Below are 20,994 nucleotides of genomic sequence, written 5' to 3' on the forward strand. Positions count from 1 at the left end.
ATCCTGGTGTTTACTATGTCAAATCGGCAGGCATATCGATATCGCGCACCACGCCGCTGTCGTCCACCACCACCTCGTGCACGGGATGGCTGTTGACGATGGCACGCGCGCCCTGGTCGCCGTCGAGCGCCAGCAGCAAGGGTAAATGATAACCGCTGAACGCGACCGGGTTGCCGCGCCGGCCTCGATGGACCGGCGCGGCGATGTTGGCGCCCCCCTCGATGGCGGCGGCCAGCGAACGCATGGTGGCCGGCTGTACCCACGGCATGTCGCCCAGCGCGATCAGCCAGCCTTCGGCGCCACGCGTGTATTCGATGGCGGTGGCCAGCGATTCGCCCATGCCCAGGTCGGCGTTGTCGGCCACGCGCACCTCACAGCCCAAACGACCCAGCAGCGCTGCCACGCGGTCGTCGCCGGGGCGCACCACGGCCAGCACGCGCGGCAGCGCTGCCAGCATATTGCGCGCGCTGCGCGCCACCACCGGCTCGCCATCGACCAGCTGCAGCAGCTTGTTTTGCACACCGGACGGGTCGAACCGCTTGCCCCGTCCGGCCGCCAGCAAAATACCGGTCAGCGCCATAAGGTCCCGTTACGCGGACGCCAGATCGAACGGCAGCTTGCGCAAGCGCTTGCCGGTGATCTTGAACAGTGCATTGGCAAACGCCGGCGCCAGTGGCGGCAAGCCTGGTTCGCCCATGCCGGTCGGCGCATCGTTCGATGGCACGATGTGGACGTCGATGGCCGGCATATCGGTCATGCGCGCCACCGAGTAGTCGCTGAAGTTCTGCTGCTCCACCACGCCGTCCTTGAGCGTGATGGCCGCGCCGGGTATCGTCATGCCCAGGCCCATCAGCGCCGCGCCCTGCACCTGCGCTTCGATGGTGAGCGGGTTGACGGCGGTATTGCAATGCACACCGGCCGTCACTTTATGCAGCTTCGGCACGCCATCCTTGACCGACGCCACCACCACGTAGGCCACCACGGTATTGAACGATTCGTGCACGGCCACGCCCCACGCCTGCCCTTTCGGCAGCGCCTTTTTGCCATAGCCCGACTTGGCCACGGCCAGGTCCAGCGCGGCGACGTGGCGCTTGCCTTTCTCACCCATGATTTTTTTGCGGTACGCCACCGGGTCCATTTTGGCCGCGTGCGCGGCTTCGTCGATCAGCGTTTCCATCACGTAGGCGGTATGGGTGGAACCCACCGAGCGCCACCACAGCACCGGCACATTGGCCTTGGCGATGTGGGCGCTCAGGTTGAGCGGCACGTCGTACGGCTCGCCCATGCCTTCGACCATGGTGGAATCGACGCCGCCCTTGATCATCATCGGCTCGAACATGGTGCCGGCGGCGATCGACTGCCCCACGATCACGTGGTCCCACGCGACGATATTGCCCTTGGCATCGAGGCCGATGTCGGCGCGGTGCACGTGCGACGGCCGGTAGTAGCCGCCCTTGATGTCGTCCTCGCGGCTCCACACCACCTTGACCGGGTCGGTCTTGCCGGCCGCGCGCCACACCTTGGCGACGTTGACTGCTTCAACCAGGTAGTCGGACGTCGGCACGCCACGGCGCCCAAAACCGCCGCCGGCCATCATGGTGTTCAGTACCACCTGTTCCGGCTTCAGGCCGGCCGTGGCGGCAATCGCGCCTTGGTCCACGGTCTGGAACTGGGTGCCGGCCCACACCGTGCAGCCGTCCGCGCGCAGATCGACCACGCAGTTGAGCGGCTCCATCGGCGCGTGCGCCAGGTACGGGAATTCGTAGACGGCGTTGATTTTCTTCGGTGCGCCGGCCAGCTTCGACGTATCGGCACGGCGGGCGGAGGCGCCCGGCTTTTGCGCCAGCGCCTTGAAATCCTTCAGCTGCTGTTCGCTGCTGACCTTTTCCACCGCGCTGGTGTCCCAGTCGATCACCAGCGCATCGCGGCCCATCTTGGCCGGCCAGTAGCCGTCGGCCACCACCACCACGCCGCTGCCGCCACGGTCGGTTTTTACTTCCAGCACCTCGAGCACGCCCTTGATGGCCTTCGCTTTGCTGGCGTCCAGCTTGCCCACCTTGGCGCCGAACACGGGTGGACGGGCGACTAACGCAACCTTGCTGTCGGGCGCCTTGAAGTCCATGCCGAACTGCTGCTTGCCGGTGGCTTTGAGCCTGGCGTCCAGGCGCTTGACCGGCTTGCCGATGATCTTGAAGTCTTTCGGGTCCTTGAGCACGACGGTGGCGGGCACCGGCTGCTTCATGGCCGCATCGGCCATGGCGCCGAAGGTGGCAGTCTGGCCGGCAGGACCGGTCAGCACGCCGTTGGCGGCTTTTACTTGAGCGGGCGCCACTTGCCATTGTTCGGCAGCGGCAGCGACCAGCATCGCGCGCGCCTTGGCGCCGATTTCGCGGTACTGGATGTACGAGTGGGCGATACTGCCCGAGCCGCCGGTGATCTGGATGCCGAATGCCGGGTCCTTGTATTGGTCGCCAGCCGGCGCCAGCGCGCCGTTGACCTTCGACCAGTCGGCGTCCAGTTCCTCGGCGATCAGCATCGGCATCGACGTCTGCACGCCCTGGCCGAATTCCAGGCGGTTCACCTGCACCGTCACGGTATTGTCGGGGGCGATGTGCAGGAACGCGTTCGGCTCATAGACCTTGGCCGGCGGCTGCTGGGCATGGGCGAAACGACCGGCGCCGGGCATGAAGAAGCCCAGCACCAGTCCACCGCCGGCGACAGCGCCGGTTTTCATGAAGCCGCGGCGCGACACGCCGGCAGGGGCTGCAGTCTGCGATGCCAGCGCGGCATCGACGTTATCCTTATTGATCCATTCGATACGCATACGTCCCCCTTAAGCGATGGTGCTGGCGGCGTCTTTGATGGCGGCGCGTATGCGTTGATAGGTACCGCAGCGGCAGATATTGCCGCTCATAGCGTTGTCGATATCGGCGTCGCTCGGCTTTTTATTGGTGCGCAGCAGCGCGGTGGCGCTCATGATTTGCCCGCTCTGACAGTAGCCACATTGCGGCACGTCGAGCTTGACCCACGCTTCCTGCACCGCTTTACCGATAGCGTCGGACTCCATCGCTTCGATGGTGGTGATCTTCTGGCCCACGGCAGCCGAAATCGGCATCACGCACGAGCGCACCGGTTCGCCGGCCAGGTGCACGGTGCAGGCGCCGCACAGCGCCGCGCCACAACCGAACTTGGTGCCGGTCATATTCAGGTTGTCACGCAGCGCCCACAGGATGGGCGTGGACGGATCGGCATCGACTTGTACGTCCTTGCCGTTGATATTCAAAGTGATCATGTAAAAAATCTCCTGGAGGACGTACTGCTGGTGTTGGACAAACGGACTGCTATTTTAATTGTGCGAATTTCGCTTCCAGCGTCTTGGTGTCTACCGCACCTGGCAGACGCGAACCATCGCTGAAGATGATGGTAGGGGTGCCGGTCACGCCGATCTTGCGGCCCAGCGCGACGATTTCCTGGTTGGGGGTGGCGCAAGACGCCGGCGCCGCCGGTGGCTGTTTGCCGTTCAACATCCAGTCGTCCCAGGCCTTGTTGCGGTCGGGCGCACACCACACGCCGGCCGACTTGGTAAACGAGTCTTCACGCAGGATGTTATAGAGGAAGGTATAGACGGTAACGTTGTCGATTTCGGTGAGCGTGGTCTTGCGGAACTGCTTGCAGTAGCCGCAGTTCGGATCTTCGAACACCGCGATCACGCGCGAACCGTCGCCCTTGACGGTCTTGAGCGCCTTGGCCAGCGGCAGATCCGAGAACTTCACGCGGGTCATCTCGTCGATGCGCTCGCGCGTGAGGTCCTTGCCGGTGGTGAGGTTGAAGATATGGCCATTGAACACATAGGTACCGGTTTTGTCCGTGTACAGGATGTCGCTGCCCATGCGGATTTCATACAGGCCGCTATACGGCGTAGCCTTGATCGAATCGACCTTGACGCCCTCGCCCAGGCGCGGCTCGACGATCTTGCGCAGCGCTTCTTCCGACGGCGCTTTTTGCGCATCTTGCGCATTGCCGCACGACGCCAACAACACCGACATCAGCACCAATGCCAACTTACTCTTTCTCATAACTTCTCCAATAACTTCATTTAAGCTTATTTGCCCATGGCGTGCGCGATCAACCGGCGCTTGAGCACCGGGATTTTATCGAGCAGATTCAAGCCCAGGTTGCGAACCGCGCGCAGCGGCTCGGCATCGGCGCCGAACAGGCGCGCCAGGCCGTCGGTGGTGACCTGCATCAGCAGCACGTCTTCCTTGCGCGCGCGCTCGTAGCGCGCCAGCACCCGGGCGTCGCCCACGCCGCGTTGCGGCTCGCGAGCGGCCAGCGTTTCGATCAGTTGGGCGACGTCGCCAAAGCCCAGGTTCATGCCATGGCCGGCCATCGGATGAACCACGTGGGCGGCGTCGCCCACCAGCGCCACGCGCGGCGACGTCATGGCGTGCGGCCGAATCAGGCGCAGCGGAAAATCGCGCACGAGCTCCGGCTGCAGAGGCGTGAGCGCACCGAGTTTGTCGGCGGCATACACGGCCAGGCGGTCGGCGATCTGCTGCGCCGACTCGGCGCGCAGGGTATCGGCCAGCGCATCGGGCGCCGACCACACCAGCGACACCTGGTTGCCCGCCAGCGGCAGCAGCGCCACGATACCCTGCTCACCGGTGAACCACTGGTGCGCCGCGCCGTGGTGCGGCTTTTCGCAGGCAAAATTGGTGACCACGCCGCGCTGGCCGTAGCTGCGGTAATCGAGGCCGATATCGCACTGGCCGCGCACCCACGACTCGGCGCCGTCGGCACCGACCACCAGTTGCGCCTCGATGCTGCTGCCATCGCCCAATGTGACGGTGGCATGGTCATCGCCACGCTGCAGCGCTGCCGCGCGGCCGCCGACGATGGTGACGTTCTGGGCAAAGCGCAGTGCGGCGTCGAGCGCCTGGTTCAGATTGCGCTCTTCCAGTATCCACGCCAGCGTATCGGTATGGGCGCCATAGGCATCGAATGCCAGGCCGCCGGGATTGGGACCGTCGCCATGCACGATCATCGCATCGACCGGGGTGACGCGCGCGGCATCGAGCGCGCCCCACACCTTGAGCGACGACAGCAGCCGGTGCGCGGTGTGATTCAGAGCGTACACGCGGGCGTCCCACCCTGCCTCGGCCGGTGGCGCGACCGGCGGCGCAGGCGGCCCCAGCAGAATAACCTTGAGCCCGGCGTTCGCCAGGCCCAGTGCCGTGGTCTTGGCAATCGCACCATTGCCAACAATGCAAATCTCGGCGCTGACCGTGGAGGCGGTGGCGGCGGCGGAGGCGGACAGGGACATGGATTTATTCATCCAACCATTATAGCGTTTGTCGGCAACAGAATTTGGTGCTTGCGCTTTTATGGGAGCCTGCTATAATTCTGGTCCTTGGCCTGGTAGCTCAGTTGGTAGAGCAGAGGATTGAAAATCCTTGTGTCGGTGGTTCGATTCCGCCCCGGGCCACCAAGAACATCGTTCACGCAACGCCCACTCATGCAAGTGGGCGTTGTCGTTTGTGGACTCCACGGTCCTTGGGTCCGGTTTATTTCCGGTACCTTTACCCATTAGCGATGGGTGAAGTCCGGACTGCGACTTTCCCGCTTACATTGCAGCACAGGCCGAAGCTATCGCCCTGCCGCCTGCGTAACCCGAGGCGCCTTCAGCAGCCTCGGTACAAGATCTTGCCAGTCGTCCTACCCACCCTATCGTGCGCGCTGCATTGCAGCCTCGCCGATAAAAGCGTGGAACGACGCGGCAGCCTGCTTCGGCTGCTCCAGCGCCGGCAAGTGACCGCATTGCGACAGCAATTCGAAGCGCGCGTGCGGCATCGCTTGAGCGAGCTGCTGCCCGCACGCCGGCGGTGCAATCGGATCTTCGTCACCAGACAGGATCAGCGCAGGCATGCGCAGCTCGCCCAGCCTGGCCCAGATATCGTCCCGGCTGGCCAGCGCACGCGCCTGCGCCGCGCCAGCCGCCGCGCCGACGCGGTGCGCCATGGCTTTGAAGGCGGCCGTTGCTGCGTGATCAGCCGGGCGCACGACGATTCCCGCCAAAAAATCAATGATCGCCTCTGGCGTCGCTTCGAGTCCGGCGGCAAGATCGGGCCCGCCGGCGGCCGGGACGCCGGCGTTGCAGCCCATTAGCCAGAGTGCGGAAACACGCTCCGGTGCGGCAACGGCAATTGCAAGCGCCAGATTGGCGCCGTATGAGGTGCCTACCAGCGCAAAGGTGCGCGGCGCGCGCGCAAGAATATCGGCGACGCTATCGGACAGGCGCGCTTGCGGCGACATCAGGATTTGCGGTTCGATAGCGTCGCCGAGGGCGGCGATGACATCCTGGTACAGCATTTCGTCGCACAGCAAGGCGGGAAGGAAGACAGTGGGCAGGCGTGGTGACATGGGTGGCTCCATTAAATAGAAGAAGTGGTATCGGCGAGCAACAGCTGCGCCTGGTTCAGGATTGTCAGTAGCTCCGGTGCTGGCAGGCCGGCCTTGCGCAGCGTGATGGTGCCGATCACCAGCGCCAACAAGGCGGCGGCGCGCGTTTGCGCCAGCTCCGGGGTAAATCCGGCCCGCTCGAGCAGGCCGACGACCAGCTTGCCGATGCGGGCAACGTGACGCTGACCGAAGGCCGCCAGGGCCGCATCATGCGGTGCAAGTTCAGTCACACAATTGACAAAAAAACAGCCACGGCGGCCTGCATCGACGGCGGCAATCGCGGCCAGTACGGCATGGACGGCCTCGAGGGCAGGCATGGACGACGCCATGGCCTCGAGCCTGGCAAATAGCTCATCGGCATAGAGTTCGACAGCGGCCATCAACACGGCGTGCTTGGAACCGAAGCAGGCATAAAAACTCGACCGGCTCAAGTGCATGGCAGCGGTCAGATCGTCAAGTGAGGTTGCCTGGTACCCTTTTTCCCAAAACACCTCCAGTGCATCCCTGAGTGCTTCGGCAGGCACGAACTGGCGTGGCCGCCCCAGCATTGGGGAGGTCGGTTGCGTGTGGTTATGTGTGGAGCGGCGTGTAAGTCTGGACATGGCTATAATTATAGATCGATCAGTCCACAATGTGTGTCTAACCTCAAAGGAAATCAGCGATGACCACCCCAACCACTTTCGAGCTGTATGCTTACTGGCGCACGTCGGCCACTTACCGGGTACGCGTCGCCCTCAATCTAAAGGGGCTGACGGCGAACGAACGCATCGTCAATATCGATGCCGGCGAGCAGCGCGACGAGAAATTTTTGAAGATCAATCCCCTTGGCGCGATCCCAGCCTTGGTTGAGATCGGCCATGCGCCGCTGACACAGTCGCTGGCGATCCTGGAATTTCTGGACGAATACCAGCCGGCGCCCCCGTTGCTGCCGCAGGACCTGCATGGGCGCGCCCGAGTCCGCTCAATCGCTGCAATGCTCGCTGCTGATACCCATCCGTTGATCACGGGGCGCGTCAAAAAATACTTGACTGCCGCCACTGGAATGGACGACACGGCTTGGCGTGCATGGCAGATCCAGTGGTTTGGGACCGGCTTGGCCGCGCTCGAGCAACGTCTTGCCGCCGAGCCGCAGACAGGCGTATTTTGTCATGGCGACACGCCGACGATGGCCGACATCTGTCTTGCCAGCATTGTGGAAATGGTGCGGATTTTTAAGATTACGATCCCGGATATACCGACGATCGACCGGATCATGGAAGCTTGCGACACCCATCCGGCGTTCATCGAAGCCAAGCCGAGTCGTCAGATAGGTGCTCCGGCCTGAACAGGCGCGCCAAAAAAGTGGCCGGGGGCTATGAAGCCCCGGCAAACCGGATGACAGGCTCACTCATCGCGCGAGAGGGCCGCACGGCTAGGCATGCAACGACGAGCAACGCAGCACCCGCTTGTCAGGCGCGCCAGCAGCGACTCCGGCCTATAGGAATAGGCTCTTAATACACGAAAGATTTCCATGACTGAACGGCTCAAACTGTATACATCACCCTCAGCGTTTCCCAATCCCCAGCGCCTGCGCTTGTTCCTGCATGAGAAAGGGATCGCGGAGCAATTTGAGGAAACAATTTACGATATGTCGCCTGGCGGAGATCAACGCAAGTGGCCACACCTGAAGATGAATCCGTGGGGTGAAACCCCCACTTTGGTGTTATCCGACGGGCACTATCTGTCAGAAGCAGCAGCGATCGCGCGTTACCTCGACCAACTGCACGACGGTAGAAAAATCATGGGGCAGTCGCCGCTAGAGCAGGGGATGGACACCATGTGGGAAAACCGGATCTTCACGCACATTCTGTACCGTATTGTGACCATGTTTCACGTCATGCACGAAGGGTTAGGTCCGAAACTCGAGCTGACGCAGAACCGCCAGTGGGGCGAACATTGTCGCAAAGAGGCGTTGGCACACGCCGCTCTGGTAGATCGCCATTTATCCGACGGCCGTGCATGGATGCTTGGCGGCGACGAACCGACATTCGCCGACATTACATTATGTACAGCGATCGCTTTTTCTAAATTTCCAGTGAATGCCACGCCTCTTGATGAGCGGTTCGAACATCTTGACGCGATATGGCAACGATGGAAGACGCGTCCCGGCTTTCAACGCGCATACGCGGATGGAAGCAGCGGCCTCGCTGAGTTGGCGCATTTGCACAAACTTTAAGCCGACGGTATTTCATCACCAAACCAGCATCGGGAAGGTTCAGATGCTGGAATTTCGAGTAAGCACTTCTCCAAAAACACGTGTCAACAGATCGTCGATTGACTGTCACGCCCGCTTGCTCACGAATAGGCAGCTTCGCAAAAAATACTAAAGAGATTTGAACGACCTGGCTTTGCTGCACAGGTAGCAACCATGCTTTTCTAAAGGAACCAAACATGACCAGCAACCCGATTCTATTCACGGAGACCAGCATAGGCAAGCTGGCATTGAAGAACCGCCTCGCGGTCGCGCCGATGACCCGTATTAGCGCATCAGCGGAAGGCTTGGCGAGTGACGACATGACGCGCTATTACGCGCGCTTTGCGCGCGGTGGTTACGGTCTTTTGATTACTGAGGGGGTGTACCCGGATGTACGGCATAGCCAGGGTTATCTATACCAGCCCGGCATTGGGAACGATGCCCAGGCACGCGCGTGGCGCAAGGTGATCGAAGGCGTGCATGCGGAAGGGGCAAAAATCTTTATCCAGCTGATGCATGCGGGCGCGCTGAGCCAGGGCAGTCACTGGAGCACGGAAACGATTGGGCCATCTGCCGTGCAACCGGTCGGGGAACAGATGAGCTTCTATCGCGGTAAGGGAGCCTATCCAATTCCGCGGGAGATAACGCCCGATGAGATTACGCAACTCATACAAGACTTCGCCGATGCCGCGGCCCGTGCCAAGGCCGTCGGCTTTGATGGTATCGAAATCCATGGCGCCAACGGCTATATTCTCGACCAGTTCCTGACCGCCTACAGCAACCAGCGCGAGGACCGTTATGGCGGCGCCACTGAAAACCGTGTGCGGCTGCTGGTCGAGGTAAGCCAGGCGGTACGGCATGCTGTCGGACCGGAGTTCCCAGTTGGCATCCGCATTTCACAGGGCAAGGTCAACGATTTCGTATACAAATGGGGGAACGGAGTAGACGATGCGAGCGTGATTTTCGGAAATTTGGGTAAAGCCGGCCTCGACTATATTCATGTCACCGAGTACGATGCGACCCAACCAGGCTTTGGCACCGGGCCTGCACTGGTCGAGCTGGCCAAACGCTACGCAGGCCTGCCGATCATTGCAAATGGTCAGCTCGAGGAACCGGCCAAAGCCGCCGCGCTGCTGGCCACTGGCACCGTTGACGTCATTGCGCTTGGCAAAGGCGCGCTAGCAGACCGCGATTGGCCGCAAAAGGTCCTGCGAAACGAACCGCTGACCGAATTCGATAACGCTTTGTTGCAGCCGCTAGCCCATATCAAACCGAGCGAAATCTGATCGAACCGCGCGGTGCGGACATCGGAGACCTGAAGATTGAAAATCCTTGTGTCGGTGGTTCGATTCCGCCCCGGGCCACCAAGAACATCGCTCAGTTCGTCTTGAGCAGTCTGAAAAACCGCATTCTTCATGGGAGACTGCGGTTTTTTTACGTCCCAAACAATCCAGCAGAGTCCGCCTTCAGCCATGCACCTGGCAGGGCAACATCAAGCCCGAGTGGCCCTTTCGGGGTCAGAGTTGCCCCGAAAGGAGGCCTGCCATGGCTCTGACCGATGGAGGACTTCGATAACCGCTAGAAAAAAACGCCAACCATCGCCGGTTGGCGTTTTTTTTGGGGCAATTCATTTTCCCCGTGCCCGGTAACCTGCTGCTCATCGGCGACACGTTGAAACAACTGCTACCCTGCCCTTTACGCTTTGAACACTGAACCATTTTCGAGATGCACAAGGAACCCGCCATGATGGACAGCCTTCCCGACCAATTTCACGCGCTGGTAATCGGCGCCTCCGGCACCATCGGCGCCGCCTTTGTCGATCTGCTGCGCGCCTCGCCGCGCTGCGCATCGGTGCGCGAACTGCATCGCCACTCATTACCGCCAATCGACTTTGCCGATGAGGATAGCGTCGCCGAGGCCGCGCGGCAGTGCGCGGCCGGTCCGCGCCTGCACCTGGTCATCAACGCCGCCGGCGTGCTGCACACGCCCGCGTTCATGCCGGAAAAACGCCTCGCCGACCTCAATACCGTGCAAATGCAGGCCACGTTCACGGCCAACGTGTTCGGCCCGGCGCTGCTGCTGCGCCACTTCGTACCATTGCTCGATAGCCAGCGCGCCGTCATGGCCATGCTGTCGGCCAAGGTCGGCAGCATCGGCGACAACCGGCTCGGCGGCTGGTACAGCTACCGCGCCTCGAAGGCGGCCCTCAACATGATGGTCAGGACGGCAGCCATCGAAGTGGCGCGCCAGCAGAAGAACAGCGTGCTGGTCGCGCTGCATCCGGGCACTGTCAACTCGCACCTGTCGCAGCCGTTTCGCGGTGACGCCATCGGCCGCCCGGCGCACGATGCCGCCACCGACATGCTGCATGTGCTCGATGCGCTCACGCCGGCCGACAGCGGGTCGTTCCGGTCGTACAACGGCGCCGAACTGCCGTGGTAGTGCCAGGTAATCCGTGACCGCGCCATCTTTATATCCCTCGCCCACGCCAGTTCATCTAGAATGGTTGCATTTCCATCACTACATGGGCGTGCGATGAAACGGGTGATCTTCAATCAAAAAGGCGGCGTGGGTAAATCGACCATCGCGGTAAACCTGGCAGCGATCGCTGCCAGCCAAGGCAAGCGCACGCTTCTGATGGACATCGACCCGCAATGCAATTCCAGCCGCTACGTGCTGGGCGCGGCGGCGCACGAGGCGACGCCGACTTTAAAAGACTATTTTGAACAGGTGCTCAGCTTCAGCCAGTTTGCCCAGCCGGCCGGCCACTACGTTCATTCCACGCCGTTCGAGAACCTGTCCATCATCGTCGCTCACCCCGAACTGGGCGATCTGCAGTCGAAGCTCGAATCGCGCAACAAGATCTACAAGCTGCGCGACTTGCTGCGGGAACTGGGCAAGGAATACGACGACATTTTTATCGATACGCCGCCCGCCTATAATTTCTTCAGCCAGGCTGCCCTGATTGGTGCGGACAGTTGCCTGATTCCGTTCGATTGCGACGATTTTTCACGCCAGGCGCTGTACACCCTGATCAACAACATCAAGGAAATCAAGGCCGACCACAATGCCGACCTCATCATCGAGGGCATCGTGGTCAACCAGTTCCAGCCGCGCGCCAGCTTGCCGCGCCGCATGGTCGAGCAGCTCACGGAAGAAGGCTTGCCCGTCTTCGAGAACAAGCTGTCGAGTTCAATCCGCATCCGCGAATCGCACGAGCGCAACCTGCCAATGATCCACCTCGACCGGAATCACAAGCTGAGCCAGGAATACCTGGCACTATACGGCGAACTGACAGGTTCCTGAGCGACCGCTGGCAGTTGCCATATGTCTCCCACCGAACTTACATCCTCAGCAATTTCAATTAATCTGCACAAGATTGATGCTAAGAAATTGCTAAGGATTCAGTCATGCCCTCCCATTCAGAACCGCCCGCCAAGGCGGTCCCGCCCGATACCAAGGAAAGCCGCTTCGTTTTCAAGGTAGCCATCGCCGCTACCATGGGCGCGCTGGCGTTCGGTTACGACACCGGCGTCATTTCCGGCGCCCTGCCCTTCATGAGCGCGCCGCTCGAACAGGGCGGCCTGGGCCTGACCCCGGTCACTGACGGCATCGTCACATCTGCCCTGGTGTTTGGTGCCGCCATCGGTTCGCTGATGGCCGGTACGCTGTCGGATAAATATGGCCGCCGTAGCACTCTGATGGGCTTGTCATTGGTGTTCCTGATTGGCGTACTGGGCACAACATTTGCCCCGTCGGTTGCGATCATGGTGGCAATGCGCTTCGTGCTCGGCCTTGCCGTGGGCGGCGCTTCGTCCACCGTGCCGGTGTTCATTGCCGAGATGGCAGGCCCCAGCCGGCGCGCGCGGCTGGTCAGCCAGAACGAGCTGATGATCGTCAGCGGCCAGTTGATCGCATATATCCTCAACGCAGCGCTCGCACACTTTTATGGTTCGCCCGACGTCTGGCGCTACATGCTGGCGATTGCAGCGGTGCCGGCCATCCTGCTGGGACTGGGCATGCTGATGGTGCCGGCCTCGCCGCGCTGGCTGGCCAGCAAGAACCGGATGGATGAGGCGCGCGCCGTGCTGGAACAGATACGCTCGAGCGAAAAACAAGTCGAGCGTGAGCTCGACGAAATGGTCAAGCTCAACGAGATCGATCGCGACCAGGCCGGCTGGTCTGCCGTGATGGGCACACCGTGGATCCGCAAGTTGCTGTGGATCGGCATCGGCCTGGGCTTCGTGGCCCAGTTCACGGGCGTTAACGCTTTCATGTACTTCACGCCGATCATCTTGAAGTCAACCGGACTCGGCACCAATGCGGCGTTGACTGCCACTATCGGCAACGGCGTGGTCGCACTGATCGCCACCTTTATCGGCATCTGGCTGATCGGCAAACATGGCCGCCGGCCAATGCTGATGACGGGCCTCGGCTTCGTGATCGCCACCCAGGCCGCGCTCGGCGCGGTGCTGCTGTTGATGCCCGAGGGCCTGTTCAAAAGCTACGCCGCCCTGGCCTGCATCCTGTGCTTCCTGCTGTTCATGCAGATGCTCATTTCGCCCGTGTACTGGCTGCTCATGTCGGAGCTGTTCCCGATGCATGTGCGCGGCGTGTTGACCGGCACTGCTGTGGCGTGCCAATGGGTATTCAACGGCCTGGTGGCGCTGCTGTTCCCGATTGCCATGGCGCACTTCGGCAGCGCGACGTTCTTCGTGTTTGCCGGCATCAATGTGCTATCGCTGATTTTTGTCACGACCTGTCTGCCGGAAACCAGGGGCAAGTCGCTGGAAGGCCTGGAAACCTTCCTGAAGAAGGAGCTCGGCAAGAGCAACTAAGGAGAACATCGCATGGCGAAAATGCGCAAAAAATCGGAGCTGCCGACCAAGCTGTGTGCGCATTGCCAGCTGCCTTTTACGTGGCGCAAGAAGTGGGAGCGTGATTGGGCGCAGGTGAAGTATTGCTCGGAGCGGTGTCGGCGGGCTGGTGCGCCCGCAGAAGCAATGGAACACTCTCCAATGTCGCGGCACTAGAGTCCGGATAATCCAAAAATACTGTCCCCGGCGCGCGACCTGATCGACTTCTTGCAGCGACGCTGGGGCAAAGCCGAGGTCGTGCAAATTCCGGCTGCCGATGGCGGCGCACTGGCTGGCAAACAAGGCATGATTCTGTTCCGGGTATCCGGCTGGTCGAACGACCAGGGCCATCCTATGCTGTTCGACGGACGCACCTGCTAAGACCGCTGCCACTTGAAATTGCTGGTATATTGATAATATTCCCGGCTGCCGGGCACCCCGCCTGTCCCGCTAACAAGGTCCCCCCGTGATCAAAAAATACCTGCTGATGTTGATATTGGCCCTGGTCAATGCTGCCTGCCTGGCGCAAGAAACGGTAAAGGCGGAAAAAATGGACGTATTGCTGACGCCCGACATCGGCGGCATTAAGCAGGCGATCGAGATCAAAACGGACGATGCGCGCAAGCCCGTGCTGCTATTCCTGTCCGGCGGCCCCGGCAGCTCCATGATGAAGAACGCCGATGCGTTCACCACAATATTAAAAAGCAGGTTCACCATTATTCAATGGGATCAGCGCGATGCCGGAAAAACGCTCAAGCTCAACCCGTCTCCAGACCAGCCAACGTTGGCGCAAATGACAGAAGATACGCGCCAGGTGGTCGAATTCATCAGGAAAACACTGCACCAGGAAAAGATCTATTTATTGGGCAGTTCCTGGGGCAACGTACTGGGTTTCGACATGGTGAAAAACCACCCGGAATGGCTGCATGCCTACCTTGCAGTCAATCCCGTCGTCAGCCAGATGGACAGTGAAAATGAACTGCTGCAAACGCTCAAACTTCATCTCAAGGATAATCCCGCCGCCAGCAAGGAACTTGCTCAGGTAGCCGCTCCCTTCGCTACCGAGCAGGATCTGTTTTACCTCAGAAAATGGCTGTTCTACAAAGAAGGTAAGAAATTCGTATTCGACCCGGAATTCAAAGCCTTTTTTGGCGAATGGGCGAAGACCTGGACGCCGGTGTGGACCGACGTGATGCGCATCGATCTGCGCCAGACTTTACCAGCGGTTCAGTGCCCGGTGTATTTCTTCGTCGGCAAGAACGATATCCAGACTTCCGCTGGTATCACGACCGGGTATTTTGAAAAGCTCCGCGCTCCGAACAAGCAGTTATTCCTGTTCGAGCATTCAGGCCATCAAATACACCAGGAAGAAGCCGAGAAATTTCAACATACAATCATCGGCATATTGGACGCCACCATCGCCGGGCAGCGGTAGCGTCATCCTCACACCTTTTTCAACGCCTGCGCCTTGTGCGCCGCCTCTGCCCCGGTCTTGTCGCTCACCACCAGGTATTCAGGGTGCGCGGCCGACGCCGCCACGTGGTGGCCCTTGATGTCCGTCGGCGCGGTCAGTTTCTGTTTGATGGTGCCGTGCACCGTGCCCTGCGACGATTCCCATTGCACCTTGTCGCCGACTTTGAATGCGTGCTTCATGGCCGCTCCCGTATCAACCCGATACGATGATTTGACCATGATTCGGCGCAGAAGCGCGCCTGGCCAACCCAACCGGACGCGCCCCGCCGCACACTGGCAGCTTACTGCGGTACTGCATCCTTCGGCAGTACCTTCACCACCACCAGGTCGCCGGCCAGCTTGAACTCCTGCGCCAGTGCGCGCACGCTCTCGGGCGTGAGGCCAACGGCCAGTTGCTGGCTGTCTTTCAGGTACCGGGCGTCGCCGTAGCGCGCGTAACTCAGTTGCAGGCGATTGAACTGGGCCGTGGCGTCGGTCTTGCGCGTGCTTTCGTCGCTGCGCATCTGGCGGATTTCTTCTTCCAGCATGGCGGTGTCTATCCGCGCTGGCAATTTTTCCAGCACCGCCCTGGCGGACGCCCACAGCGCATCGAGCCGTTCCGGTGCAGCGGTGAACGACAGTTCGCTGGTGAGGCGGCCCTGCGGCTCCAGGCTCAGCTTGTAGTTCAGGCGATAGATGCCCGCCTCTTTTTCGCGCAGCTCGGTGCGCAGCTGGCGATATACGATGCGCGAAACAATGGCCGTGCGCATGGCCCGCTCCGGCGACCACGCCAGGGGCTGGCTGCCGTGCGCACGCACGCTACCCTGCGGCTCGATGCCGATCGCCAGCCGGCTCTCGCGGTAGCCGCCCACCTGCTGCATCGCCGTGGCAGACGCTGATACAGCCTGGCGCGAAATACCGGCCAAGCGGCGTTCCACCAGCGCTTTCACGGTGGCGGCATCGGCCGGGCCGCTGACGAAATATGTCACCGGCAGCGCGCCCAGCTGCTGCCACTGGCGCCGCACCAGCTGCAAGCCGGCCTGGCTGTCGAGTTCCTGCACCGCCGCCACGTCCGGCATGGCGTCGGCCGGCAGCCGTTCGCCATAGCGCAGGCGGCTCATTTCGCGGCTGGCGCGGTCGCCGGCGCTGTCGGGGCGGCGTGCGCTCACGCGCGCCAGTTGTTCGCTGGCGTCGCTCAGGGCCGCCTGCGATATCTCGGACTGCGCCTGGCCCGCCGCGTACAGCAGCAACAAGTCGTCCAGCTGCGCCGCCGGCACTTGCGCCGTGTAGGTCAGCTGGGTTTCGGTCTGCTGTTGCGACAGCCGCACCTTGTTGGCCGTGCTCCAGCGCGCCATCTCGCCACGCTCCTGGCCTTCGAGGTCGGCGGCGTTGCCCAGTTGCGCAGCCAGCTGCCATTGCCAGCCGGGCGCACCCGGCATCCGGTAGCCGGCGCCCGACTGGGCGGCAAACCGCATCACCGTGTCGTTCGGCGTGTGACGCCAAACCACCACGTCGCCATTGCCCAGGCTCCAGCGTTGCACGCCCTCGCCCAGGTCGTCCTGGCGCACCACGGCGCCCGACGATTCGATCTCGGGCAGCACCACTGCCGGCAAGGCGGCCTGCGCCTCCTTGTTCACCTTCACCAGTGCCGGCAACGGTTCCGCAGCCAGCGTCTTCTGCACCGCCAGTACTTCTGCTGCGGTCGGCAAGGTGAGCGGGCTCAGGCCCGGCGCCAGCATGAACACGGCGCGGTCGGGGGCATCGATCCACTGGCGCACGCGTGCGTTCACTTCGGCCGGCGTGATGGCATCGGCGATGCGTGCGATCTGCACCTGCTTTTGCTGCGGGTCTTGCAGCACGCGCTCGGCCTGCACCGCGCCGACCAGCATTTGCTGCCAGCCCTGGAAATCGCGCGCGGCCTGCTGCTGCGGGCCTTTGGCGTTGAGGCGGCGGATCTCGGCGATCTCGCTGCGGATGTCGTCCTCACGCAGGCCATCGCGGCGCACGCGCTCGCGCATCACGAGGATCTGGCGCAGGCCGGCCTGGTGGCTGCCGACTGCCACGCTGGACGCAAAGCCCAGCGACGCCGTGGCTTCGCCCAGCTCGCCCTTGCTGCTGGTGAGCGACGACACGCCCGCCGGCAGGCTCTCTGCAGCCTGGCGCACCAGTGCGCGCAGGCTGCGTTCGGCCACGCGGTCCACCAGCCGTGCACGCAAACCTTCGTCGTCCTGGCGCTTGTCCACCGCAAAGCGGTTGACGAAGCCCACCTGGCTGGTGCCGCTTTCCGAATCCTGCAGGCGCAGGATTTGCAACTGGTCGCGCAACACCGGATCGGCGGGATTGCGTGCGGGCAGCGCGGCCGGCTTCAAGCCGTTGAAGGCGGCTGCGATTTGCGTACGCAGGGTCTTGGCATCGACGTCGCCCACGACCACCAGCACCATATTGCCGGGACGGTACCAGTCCTGGTAAAACTTGCGCAGCGATTCGGCCGGCTGCGTGCGGATGCTTGCTTCGGTACCGATGGTGGGCCGCTGCGGATACAGCGAACCTTCGCGCAGCATGGCGCGGCGCTGACGGTCCATGCGCTCACGCACACCGAGCTTGCCGCGCCACTCTTCCAGGATCACCTGGCGTTCGCGCTCGAGCGCATCGGCCGGGATTTGCGCGCCGCCGGCGATTTGCGCCAGCGCGTTCACGCCGGCCGCGATCGTGTCCGGCTTTTTATCGGCCATCAGCTGGTACAGGGTGCGCTCGAAATTGGTCTGCGCGTTGTAGTGCTTGCCGATGCGCCAGCCCTGGCTTTCCATGTACTTGCCCACGCCCTCGGGGTGGGCGGCAGACGCCTTGAACACCATGTGCTCGACCATATGCGCCACGCCGGACTGGTCGTCGCGCTCGTCGAGCGAACCGGCGCGCACGACCAGTTGCAGCGAAACCGTGTTGCCCATGGTTTTGCCATCGACGATGTAATAAGTAAAGCCGTTATCGAGCTGGCCGCGCTGCACGCGTTCGTCCCAGCGGAACGCTTCGGCCGCCGTGGCAGCCGACATGGTGAACCACAGGCCGACGACGGCAAACAGTTTGAATTTAGAAGTCATAGCCGATCTCCAGTGCGATGGTGCGGCCGCGTTCGTAACTCGCATAGGTATCGTTTACCGCGATCATGTTCTTGTGGTTGGTAATATTTTCGATGGTCAGTTTCACTTCGAGTTCCTGCCGCTTGTAGATGCGTGGCGTCCAGCGGATCACCGTATCCAGCGCCACCGAGCGCGGCATATTGGTGCGCTCGAAATTGACCAGGCTCACGCCATCGACCACCGCCGAACCGCGTTGCAGGATCTGCTCGAAACCGCCGCGCACGCGCAGCATATTGTTGATGCTCAGGTGCTGCGCCGGCAAGGTGGTCATGGCGCCCAGGCGGGCGGTCCACGGGCGGTTGTAGTTGGCCGCGGGAATATCCGAATAGCGCATCACGGTGCCGTCATACATCACCAGTGCGTCGTTGAGCATGGCGGTGCTGTAGCTGGCCGCATAGGTCGAGTAGTTGGCCTTGGTATCGCTCTTGTTGACAGCTACCCAAAACCGATTGGCGCTCTTGAGTATCTTGAATGCGCGCGCGTTCGACCAGCTGACCGTGATGTCCTTGGTGGTGCTCTGGCCGTTGTTGGTGAAGATGAAGCAGCTGTTGTTGGCGCAGTCGGACTGGTTGGTTCTCGACACCCGCACGATCTGGTCGTTGCCGTCGCGGTGGGTATAGCGCACGCTCAGCGGCCCGGCCAGCAAATCCGACTCGTAAGTCAGGCCGGCGGTCAGCTCATCGTCGTAAGGCGAATCCATGTCCTCGAGGCGGTTCGACGGCTTGGTGGTGGTCGGAGCGCCCCAGACCAGCGACGACGAACTGCGGGTGCGCTGGGTCTTGAGCGCATTAACCTTTTCCTGCATGGCAAAAGCAAACAGGTTACGGCCGTAATAACGGTTGGCGCCCAGGTCCAGCGCCAGCACGTCGCTGGCCTGCCAGCCCAGTTTGACGCGCGGTGCAATGTTGGTCTTGCCGATCAGTGAGTCGCGGTCGCCGCGCACGCCGGCCCGCAGCGAAAAGTCGCCCCACGTGGCTTCGTCTTCGAGATAGGCGGAAGACGAGTGGGCTTTGACGTCGATGGCGCCGACGTTGTAGACAAGCTCGGTGCGGAAGTACTGTCCCACGCCTTGCCGGGTGGGCGCGGCGGAGCAAGCCACGGTATCGGTGATGCCATCGGTGCCCAGGCAGCGCGCCATGATGCCGGTGGCCGGCAGGACCGAGACGGTGGAATAGTTATACTGGGTTTTCAGGCGCGCATACGTGCCTTCCTGGTTGCGCAGCTCCAGGCCGCTGGCCACGCGGTGCCTGATCGGTCCGGTGTTGAAAGGCGTGAAGGCGGCGCGCAGCTTGTATTCGGCGGTCTTGATTTCCTGGTCCACATCGCCTTGTGCGCCCTCGCCGCTCATCGGGTTGATGCCGAGGGTCGGGTCGCCCCAGTTCTTGTCGGCCGACCAGCGCCAGTTCATATAGGTGTCCGCTTCGCCCCGACGCGATTGCTTGTTACGCGACCAGGACAGCTGGTTGGTCACGGTCGCCAGGTCGTAGCGCGATTCGATCCGTCCGCTCAGATTGAGGCCGCCCGATTTGATGGTGTAGTCGCTGTCGCGGTAGTTTTCGATGAAATAGCTGTTGTTCGACGGCGCATAAGCGAGCGTCATTTCACCCTTGTGGATACCGGTCGCGGGTGTGTAGTCGGCCTTGACCACCAGCGTATCCTGCTCGCGCTTTTGCGTCACTTCGCGGCTGACAGTGGTGCCTTCGTTGCTGGTGGTGAAGCGGTTGAGAGGAATTTCGGAAGTGCGGCGCACACCGCTCACCAACACACCCCAGGCGTCGCCAAACCGGGCTTCCGCCGTGGTTTTATAGGTCCATTTCTTGAAACGCGGCTGCAGGTCGGCGTTCGACGACTCTTCGAAGTCCTGCTCGCGCGCCGGATCGATCAGCAGTTTGCTCCAGCTCGACGAGGTATAGCCCACAGCGACCTTGCCGCCGAATTGCTTCCGCGCCGAGCAGATGCGAGACTTGACCACGCCACCGACGAAACGGCCATACTCGGCCGAAACGTTCGAGTCGAGTACTTCGATTTCGCACAGGATGCTGGCGTCCACCGCCAGCGATTGGGCCGAACCCGGTATCAGGTCGGGACTGGTGGTAGTGATCTTGTTGCCCGGGTCGATATCGTTGGAAATCGATACGCCATCGAGCAGGATTTCGTTCTGGTAGGCCTTGGCGCCGTGGATGCTGATCTCGGCCGGCGCAATCTCGCCGCCGGTGGCCGATGACAGCAGCGCGTCGTCGAACTGCACGTTCGGATTGATGCGCAGCATGCTGGTCATGTCGCCGTTGACGGCGGCGGCATTGCTGATCATTTCGCGGTCGAGCCGTTCCACCGTCCCCAGCGAGGACGCCTGCACGTGAATCGGCTGCAGCGTCGATTCGGGTTCGGCGCCAGCCGTCTTGTCGCCACGCGCAGCGGCAGCGGCCGGGCGTTCGCGCAGCACGAAGCCGCCCGACTTGTTCATCACAGCATCGTATTTGGTACCGGCCAGCAGCGCCTGGAAGCCGCCCTGCACATCGTACTTGCCCTGCAAGCCTTTCGACTGGGCGCCACCGAGCTGGCCGGCGTCGAACACCAGTACCACGCCCGCTTCGGCGGCGTAGCGGTTCAGCACATCGGCCAGCGGCGCGGAAGCGATGGCGTAGGTTTTGGCGGTCTGGCTGCGCAAGGCATCGCCATCGGCAGCAATCGCCACGGTGACCGGCAGCAGGATGCCGGCGCTGAGCAAGGCGGCCAGCAAGGGGCGGATACGCAGTTGACGATTGCGCGCTCGGCCTGTTACGGCACTCTGGAGGACAAGGTTCATTTTTTATGGAAAAGTGATCGACTTCCCTGTAGGCCGGATCACCAGTCAAAA

General features: G+C 62.0%; 19 protein-coding genes and 1 tRNA gene. 10 read left to right on the forward strand and 10 right to left on the reverse strand.

From position 1 onward, the window contains the following. Positions 1-13 precede the first annotated feature (13 nt). Genes F8197_RS17310 through F8197_RS17330 form a run of 5 tightly spaced genes read right to left on the reverse strand, consistent with a single transcriptional unit; the run spans position 14 to position 5,335 of the window. Positions 14-580 carry an NTP transferase domain-containing protein gene (locus tag F8197_RS17310; RefSeq protein ID WP_152882964.1) on the reverse strand — a complete coding sequence of 189 codons (567 nt, stop codon included), beginning with the start codon at positions 578-580 and terminating at the stop codon, positions 14-16. Positions 581-589: 9 nt separating this feature from the next. Next, entirely contained in the window at positions 590-2,824 is a 2,235-nt protein-coding gene (locus F8197_RS17315) for a xanthine dehydrogenase family protein molybdopterin-binding subunit (RefSeq protein ID WP_152882965.1), read from the reverse strand. Between the two features lie 9 nt (positions 2,825-2,833). Then, positions 2,834-3,292: a (2Fe-2S)-binding protein gene (locus tag F8197_RS17320; protein WP_019923862.1), complete on the reverse strand. Its 459-nt coding sequence runs from the start codon at positions 3,290-3,292 to the stop codon at positions 2,834-2,836. Between the two features lie 49 nt (positions 3,293-3,341). Next, positions 3,342-4,076, reverse strand: coding sequence for a DsbC family protein (locus F8197_RS17325; RefSeq protein WP_193333465.1), 735 nt, complete (start codon positions 4,074-4,076; stop codon positions 3,342-3,344). 26 nt (positions 4,077-4,102) lie between these two features. After that, complete coding sequence (locus F8197_RS17330) at positions 4,103-5,335, reverse strand: FAD-dependent monooxygenase (RefSeq protein WP_152882966.1); 1,233 nt, start codon at positions 5,333-5,335, stop codon at positions 4,103-4,105. A 77-nt stretch (positions 5,336-5,412) separates the two neighbouring features. On the opposite strand from F8197_RS17330, the gene F8197_RS17335 reads away from it, so the two are divergent. Next, positions 5,413-5,488, forward strand: a tRNA-Phe gene (locus F8197_RS17335). A gap of 236 nt (positions 5,489-5,724) precedes the next feature. Here F8197_RS17335 and F8197_RS17340 read toward each other — a convergent pair. Further along, on the reverse strand, positions 5,725-6,420 hold the full coding sequence (locus F8197_RS17340) for an alpha/beta fold hydrolase (RefSeq protein ID WP_056147161.1): 696 nt from the start codon (positions 6,418-6,420) through the stop codon (positions 5,725-5,727). An 11-nt stretch (positions 6,421-6,431) separates the two neighbouring features. After that, positions 6,432-6,983: a TetR/AcrR family transcriptional regulator gene (locus F8197_RS17345; protein WP_193333466.1), complete on the reverse strand. Its 552-nt coding sequence runs from the start codon at positions 6,981-6,983 to the stop codon at positions 6,432-6,434. A 137-nt stretch (positions 6,984-7,120) separates the two neighbouring features. On the opposite strand from F8197_RS17345, the gene maiA reads away from it, so the two are divergent. The 9 genes from maiA to F8197_RS17390 all read left to right on the forward strand — a co-directional run bounded on the left by maiA (position 7,121) and on the right by F8197_RS17390 (position 14,983). Beyond that, entirely contained in the window at positions 7,121-7,783 is a 663-nt protein-coding gene (gene maiA, locus F8197_RS17350; RefSeq protein ID WP_056147157.1) for a maleylacetoacetate isomerase, read from the forward strand. 186 nt (positions 7,784-7,969) lie between these two features. Beyond that, positions 7,970-8,674: a glutathione S-transferase family protein gene (locus tag F8197_RS17355; protein WP_056147155.1), complete on the forward strand. Its 705-nt coding sequence runs from the start codon at positions 7,970-7,972 to the stop codon at positions 8,672-8,674. A gap of 215 nt (positions 8,675-8,889) precedes the next feature. Then, the gene (locus tag F8197_RS17360) at positions 8,890-9,978 is read left to right on the forward strand and encodes an NADH:flavin oxidoreductase (RefSeq protein ID WP_152882967.1); all 1,089 of its coding nucleotides are present in this window, start codon (positions 8,890-8,892) and stop codon (positions 9,976-9,978) included. A 460-nt stretch (positions 9,979-10,438) separates the two neighbouring features. After that, entirely contained in the window at positions 10,439-11,134 is a 696-nt protein-coding gene (locus F8197_RS17365; RefSeq protein ID WP_227012345.1) for an SDR family NAD(P)-dependent oxidoreductase, read from the forward strand. 93 nt (positions 11,135-11,227) lie between these two features. Next, positions 11,228-11,998 (forward strand): ParA family protein, encoded by a 771-nt coding sequence (locus F8197_RS17370; RefSeq protein WP_152882969.1) that lies wholly within the window; start codon positions 11,228-11,230, stop codon positions 11,996-11,998. A gap of 104 nt (positions 11,999-12,102) precedes the next feature. Further along, positions 12,103-13,530 carry a sugar porter family MFS transporter gene (locus F8197_RS17375; RefSeq protein ID WP_152882970.1) on the forward strand — a complete coding sequence of 476 codons (1,428 nt, stop codon included), beginning with the start codon at positions 12,103-12,105 and terminating at the stop codon, positions 13,528-13,530. Between the two features lie 21 nt (positions 13,531-13,551). Next, on the forward strand, positions 13,552-13,725 hold the full coding sequence (locus F8197_RS17380) for a DUF2256 domain-containing protein (RefSeq protein ID WP_227012346.1): 174 nt from the start codon (positions 13,552-13,554) through the stop codon (positions 13,723-13,725). Between the two features lie 21 nt (positions 13,726-13,746). Continuing rightward, positions 13,747-13,929, forward strand: a complete 183-nt coding sequence (locus F8197_RS17385) for a T6SS effector amidase Tae4 family protein (RefSeq protein WP_152882972.1) — start codon at positions 13,747-13,749, stop codon at positions 13,927-13,929. Between the two features lie 85 nt (positions 13,930-14,014). Beyond that, positions 14,015-14,983, forward strand: a complete 969-nt coding sequence (locus F8197_RS17390; protein ID WP_373996905.1) for an alpha/beta fold hydrolase — start codon at positions 14,015-14,017, stop codon at positions 14,981-14,983. Positions 14,984-14,991: 8 nt separating this feature from the next. On the opposite strand, the gene F8197_RS17395 is transcribed toward F8197_RS17390, so the two are convergent. The 3 genes from F8197_RS17395 to F8197_RS17405 form a co-directional block, all read right to left on the reverse strand. After that, the gene (locus tag F8197_RS17395) at positions 14,992-15,201 is read right to left on the reverse strand and encodes a DUF2945 domain-containing protein (RefSeq protein ID WP_152882973.1); all 210 of its coding nucleotides are present in this window, start codon (positions 15,199-15,201) and stop codon (positions 14,992-14,994) included. Positions 15,202-15,302: 101 nt separating this feature from the next. Next, entirely contained in the window at positions 15,303-18,098 is a 2,796-nt protein-coding gene (locus tag F8197_RS17400; protein WP_193333467.1) for a M16 family metallopeptidase, read from the reverse strand. Then, on the reverse strand, positions 18,088-20,943 hold the full coding sequence (locus F8197_RS17405) for a TonB-dependent receptor (protein WP_152882975.1): 2,856 nt from the start codon (positions 20,941-20,943) through the stop codon (positions 18,088-18,090). The genes F8197_RS17400 and F8197_RS17405 overlap by 11 nt, the downstream gene beginning before the upstream one ends. Between the last annotated feature and the right edge of the window lie 51 nt (positions 20,944-20,994).

This window comes from Duganella sp. FT27W (assembly GCF_009295655.1).
Taxonomy (GTDB): domain Bacteria; phylum Pseudomonadota; class Gammaproteobacteria; order Burkholderiales; family Burkholderiaceae_D; genus Rugamonas; species Rugamonas zoogloeoides.

Bases quoted from the DNA above. Each gene is read 5' to 3' on its own strand.
- F8197_RS17310 (WP_152882964.1), bottom strand. From the start codon at position 580: ATGGCGCTGACCGGTATTTTGCTGGCGGCCGGACGGGGCAAGCGGTTC.
- F8197_RS17315 (WP_152882965.1), bottom strand. From the start codon at position 2,824: ATGCGTATCGAATGGATCAATAAGGATAACGTCGATGCCGCGCTGGCA.
- F8197_RS17320 (WP_019923862.1), bottom strand. From the start codon at position 3,292: ATGATCACTTTGAATATCAACGGCAAGGACGTACAAGTCGATGCCGAT.
- F8197_RS17325 (WP_193333465.1), bottom strand. From the start codon at position 4,076: ATGAGAAAGAGTAAGTTGGCATTGGTGCTGATGTCGGTGTTGTTGGCG.
- F8197_RS17330 (WP_152882966.1), bottom strand. From the start codon at position 5,335: ATGAATAAATCCATGTCCCTGTCCGCCTCCGCCGCCGCCACCGCCTCC.
- F8197_RS17340 (WP_056147161.1), bottom strand. From the start codon at position 6,420: ATGTCACCACGCCTGCCCACTGTCTTCCTTCCCGCCTTGCTGTGCGAC.
- maiA (WP_056147157.1), top strand. From the start codon at position 7,121: ATGACCACCCCAACCACTTTCGAGCTGTATGCTTACTGGCGCACGTCG.
- F8197_RS17355 (WP_056147155.1), top strand. From the start codon at position 7,970: ATGACTGAACGGCTCAAACTGTATACATCACCCTCAGCGTTTCCCAAT.
- F8197_RS17360 (WP_152882967.1), top strand. From the start codon at position 8,890: ATGACCAGCAACCCGATTCTATTCACGGAGACCAGCATAGGCAAGCTG.
- F8197_RS17365 (WP_227012345.1), top strand. From the start codon at position 10,439: ATGGACAGCCTTCCCGACCAATTTCACGCGCTGGTAATCGGCGCCTCC.
- F8197_RS17370 (WP_152882969.1), top strand. From the start codon at position 11,228: ATGAAACGGGTGATCTTCAATCAAAAAGGCGGCGTGGGTAAATCGACC.
- F8197_RS17375 (WP_152882970.1), top strand. From the start codon at position 12,103: ATGCCCTCCCATTCAGAACCGCCCGCCAAGGCGGTCCCGCCCGATACC.
- F8197_RS17380 (WP_227012346.1), top strand. From the start codon at position 13,552: ATGCGCAAAAAATCGGAGCTGCCGACCAAGCTGTGTGCGCATTGCCAG.
- F8197_RS17395 (WP_152882973.1), bottom strand. From the start codon at position 15,201: ATGAAGCACGCATTCAAAGTCGGCGACAAGGTGCAATGGGAATCGTCG.
- F8197_RS17400 (WP_193333467.1), bottom strand. From the start codon at position 18,098: ATGACTTCTAAATTCAAACTGTTTGCCGTCGTCGGCCTGTGGTTCACC.
- F8197_RS17405 (WP_152882975.1), bottom strand. From the start codon at position 20,943: ATGAACCTTGTCCTCCAGAGTGCCGTAACAGGCCGAGCGCGCAATCGT.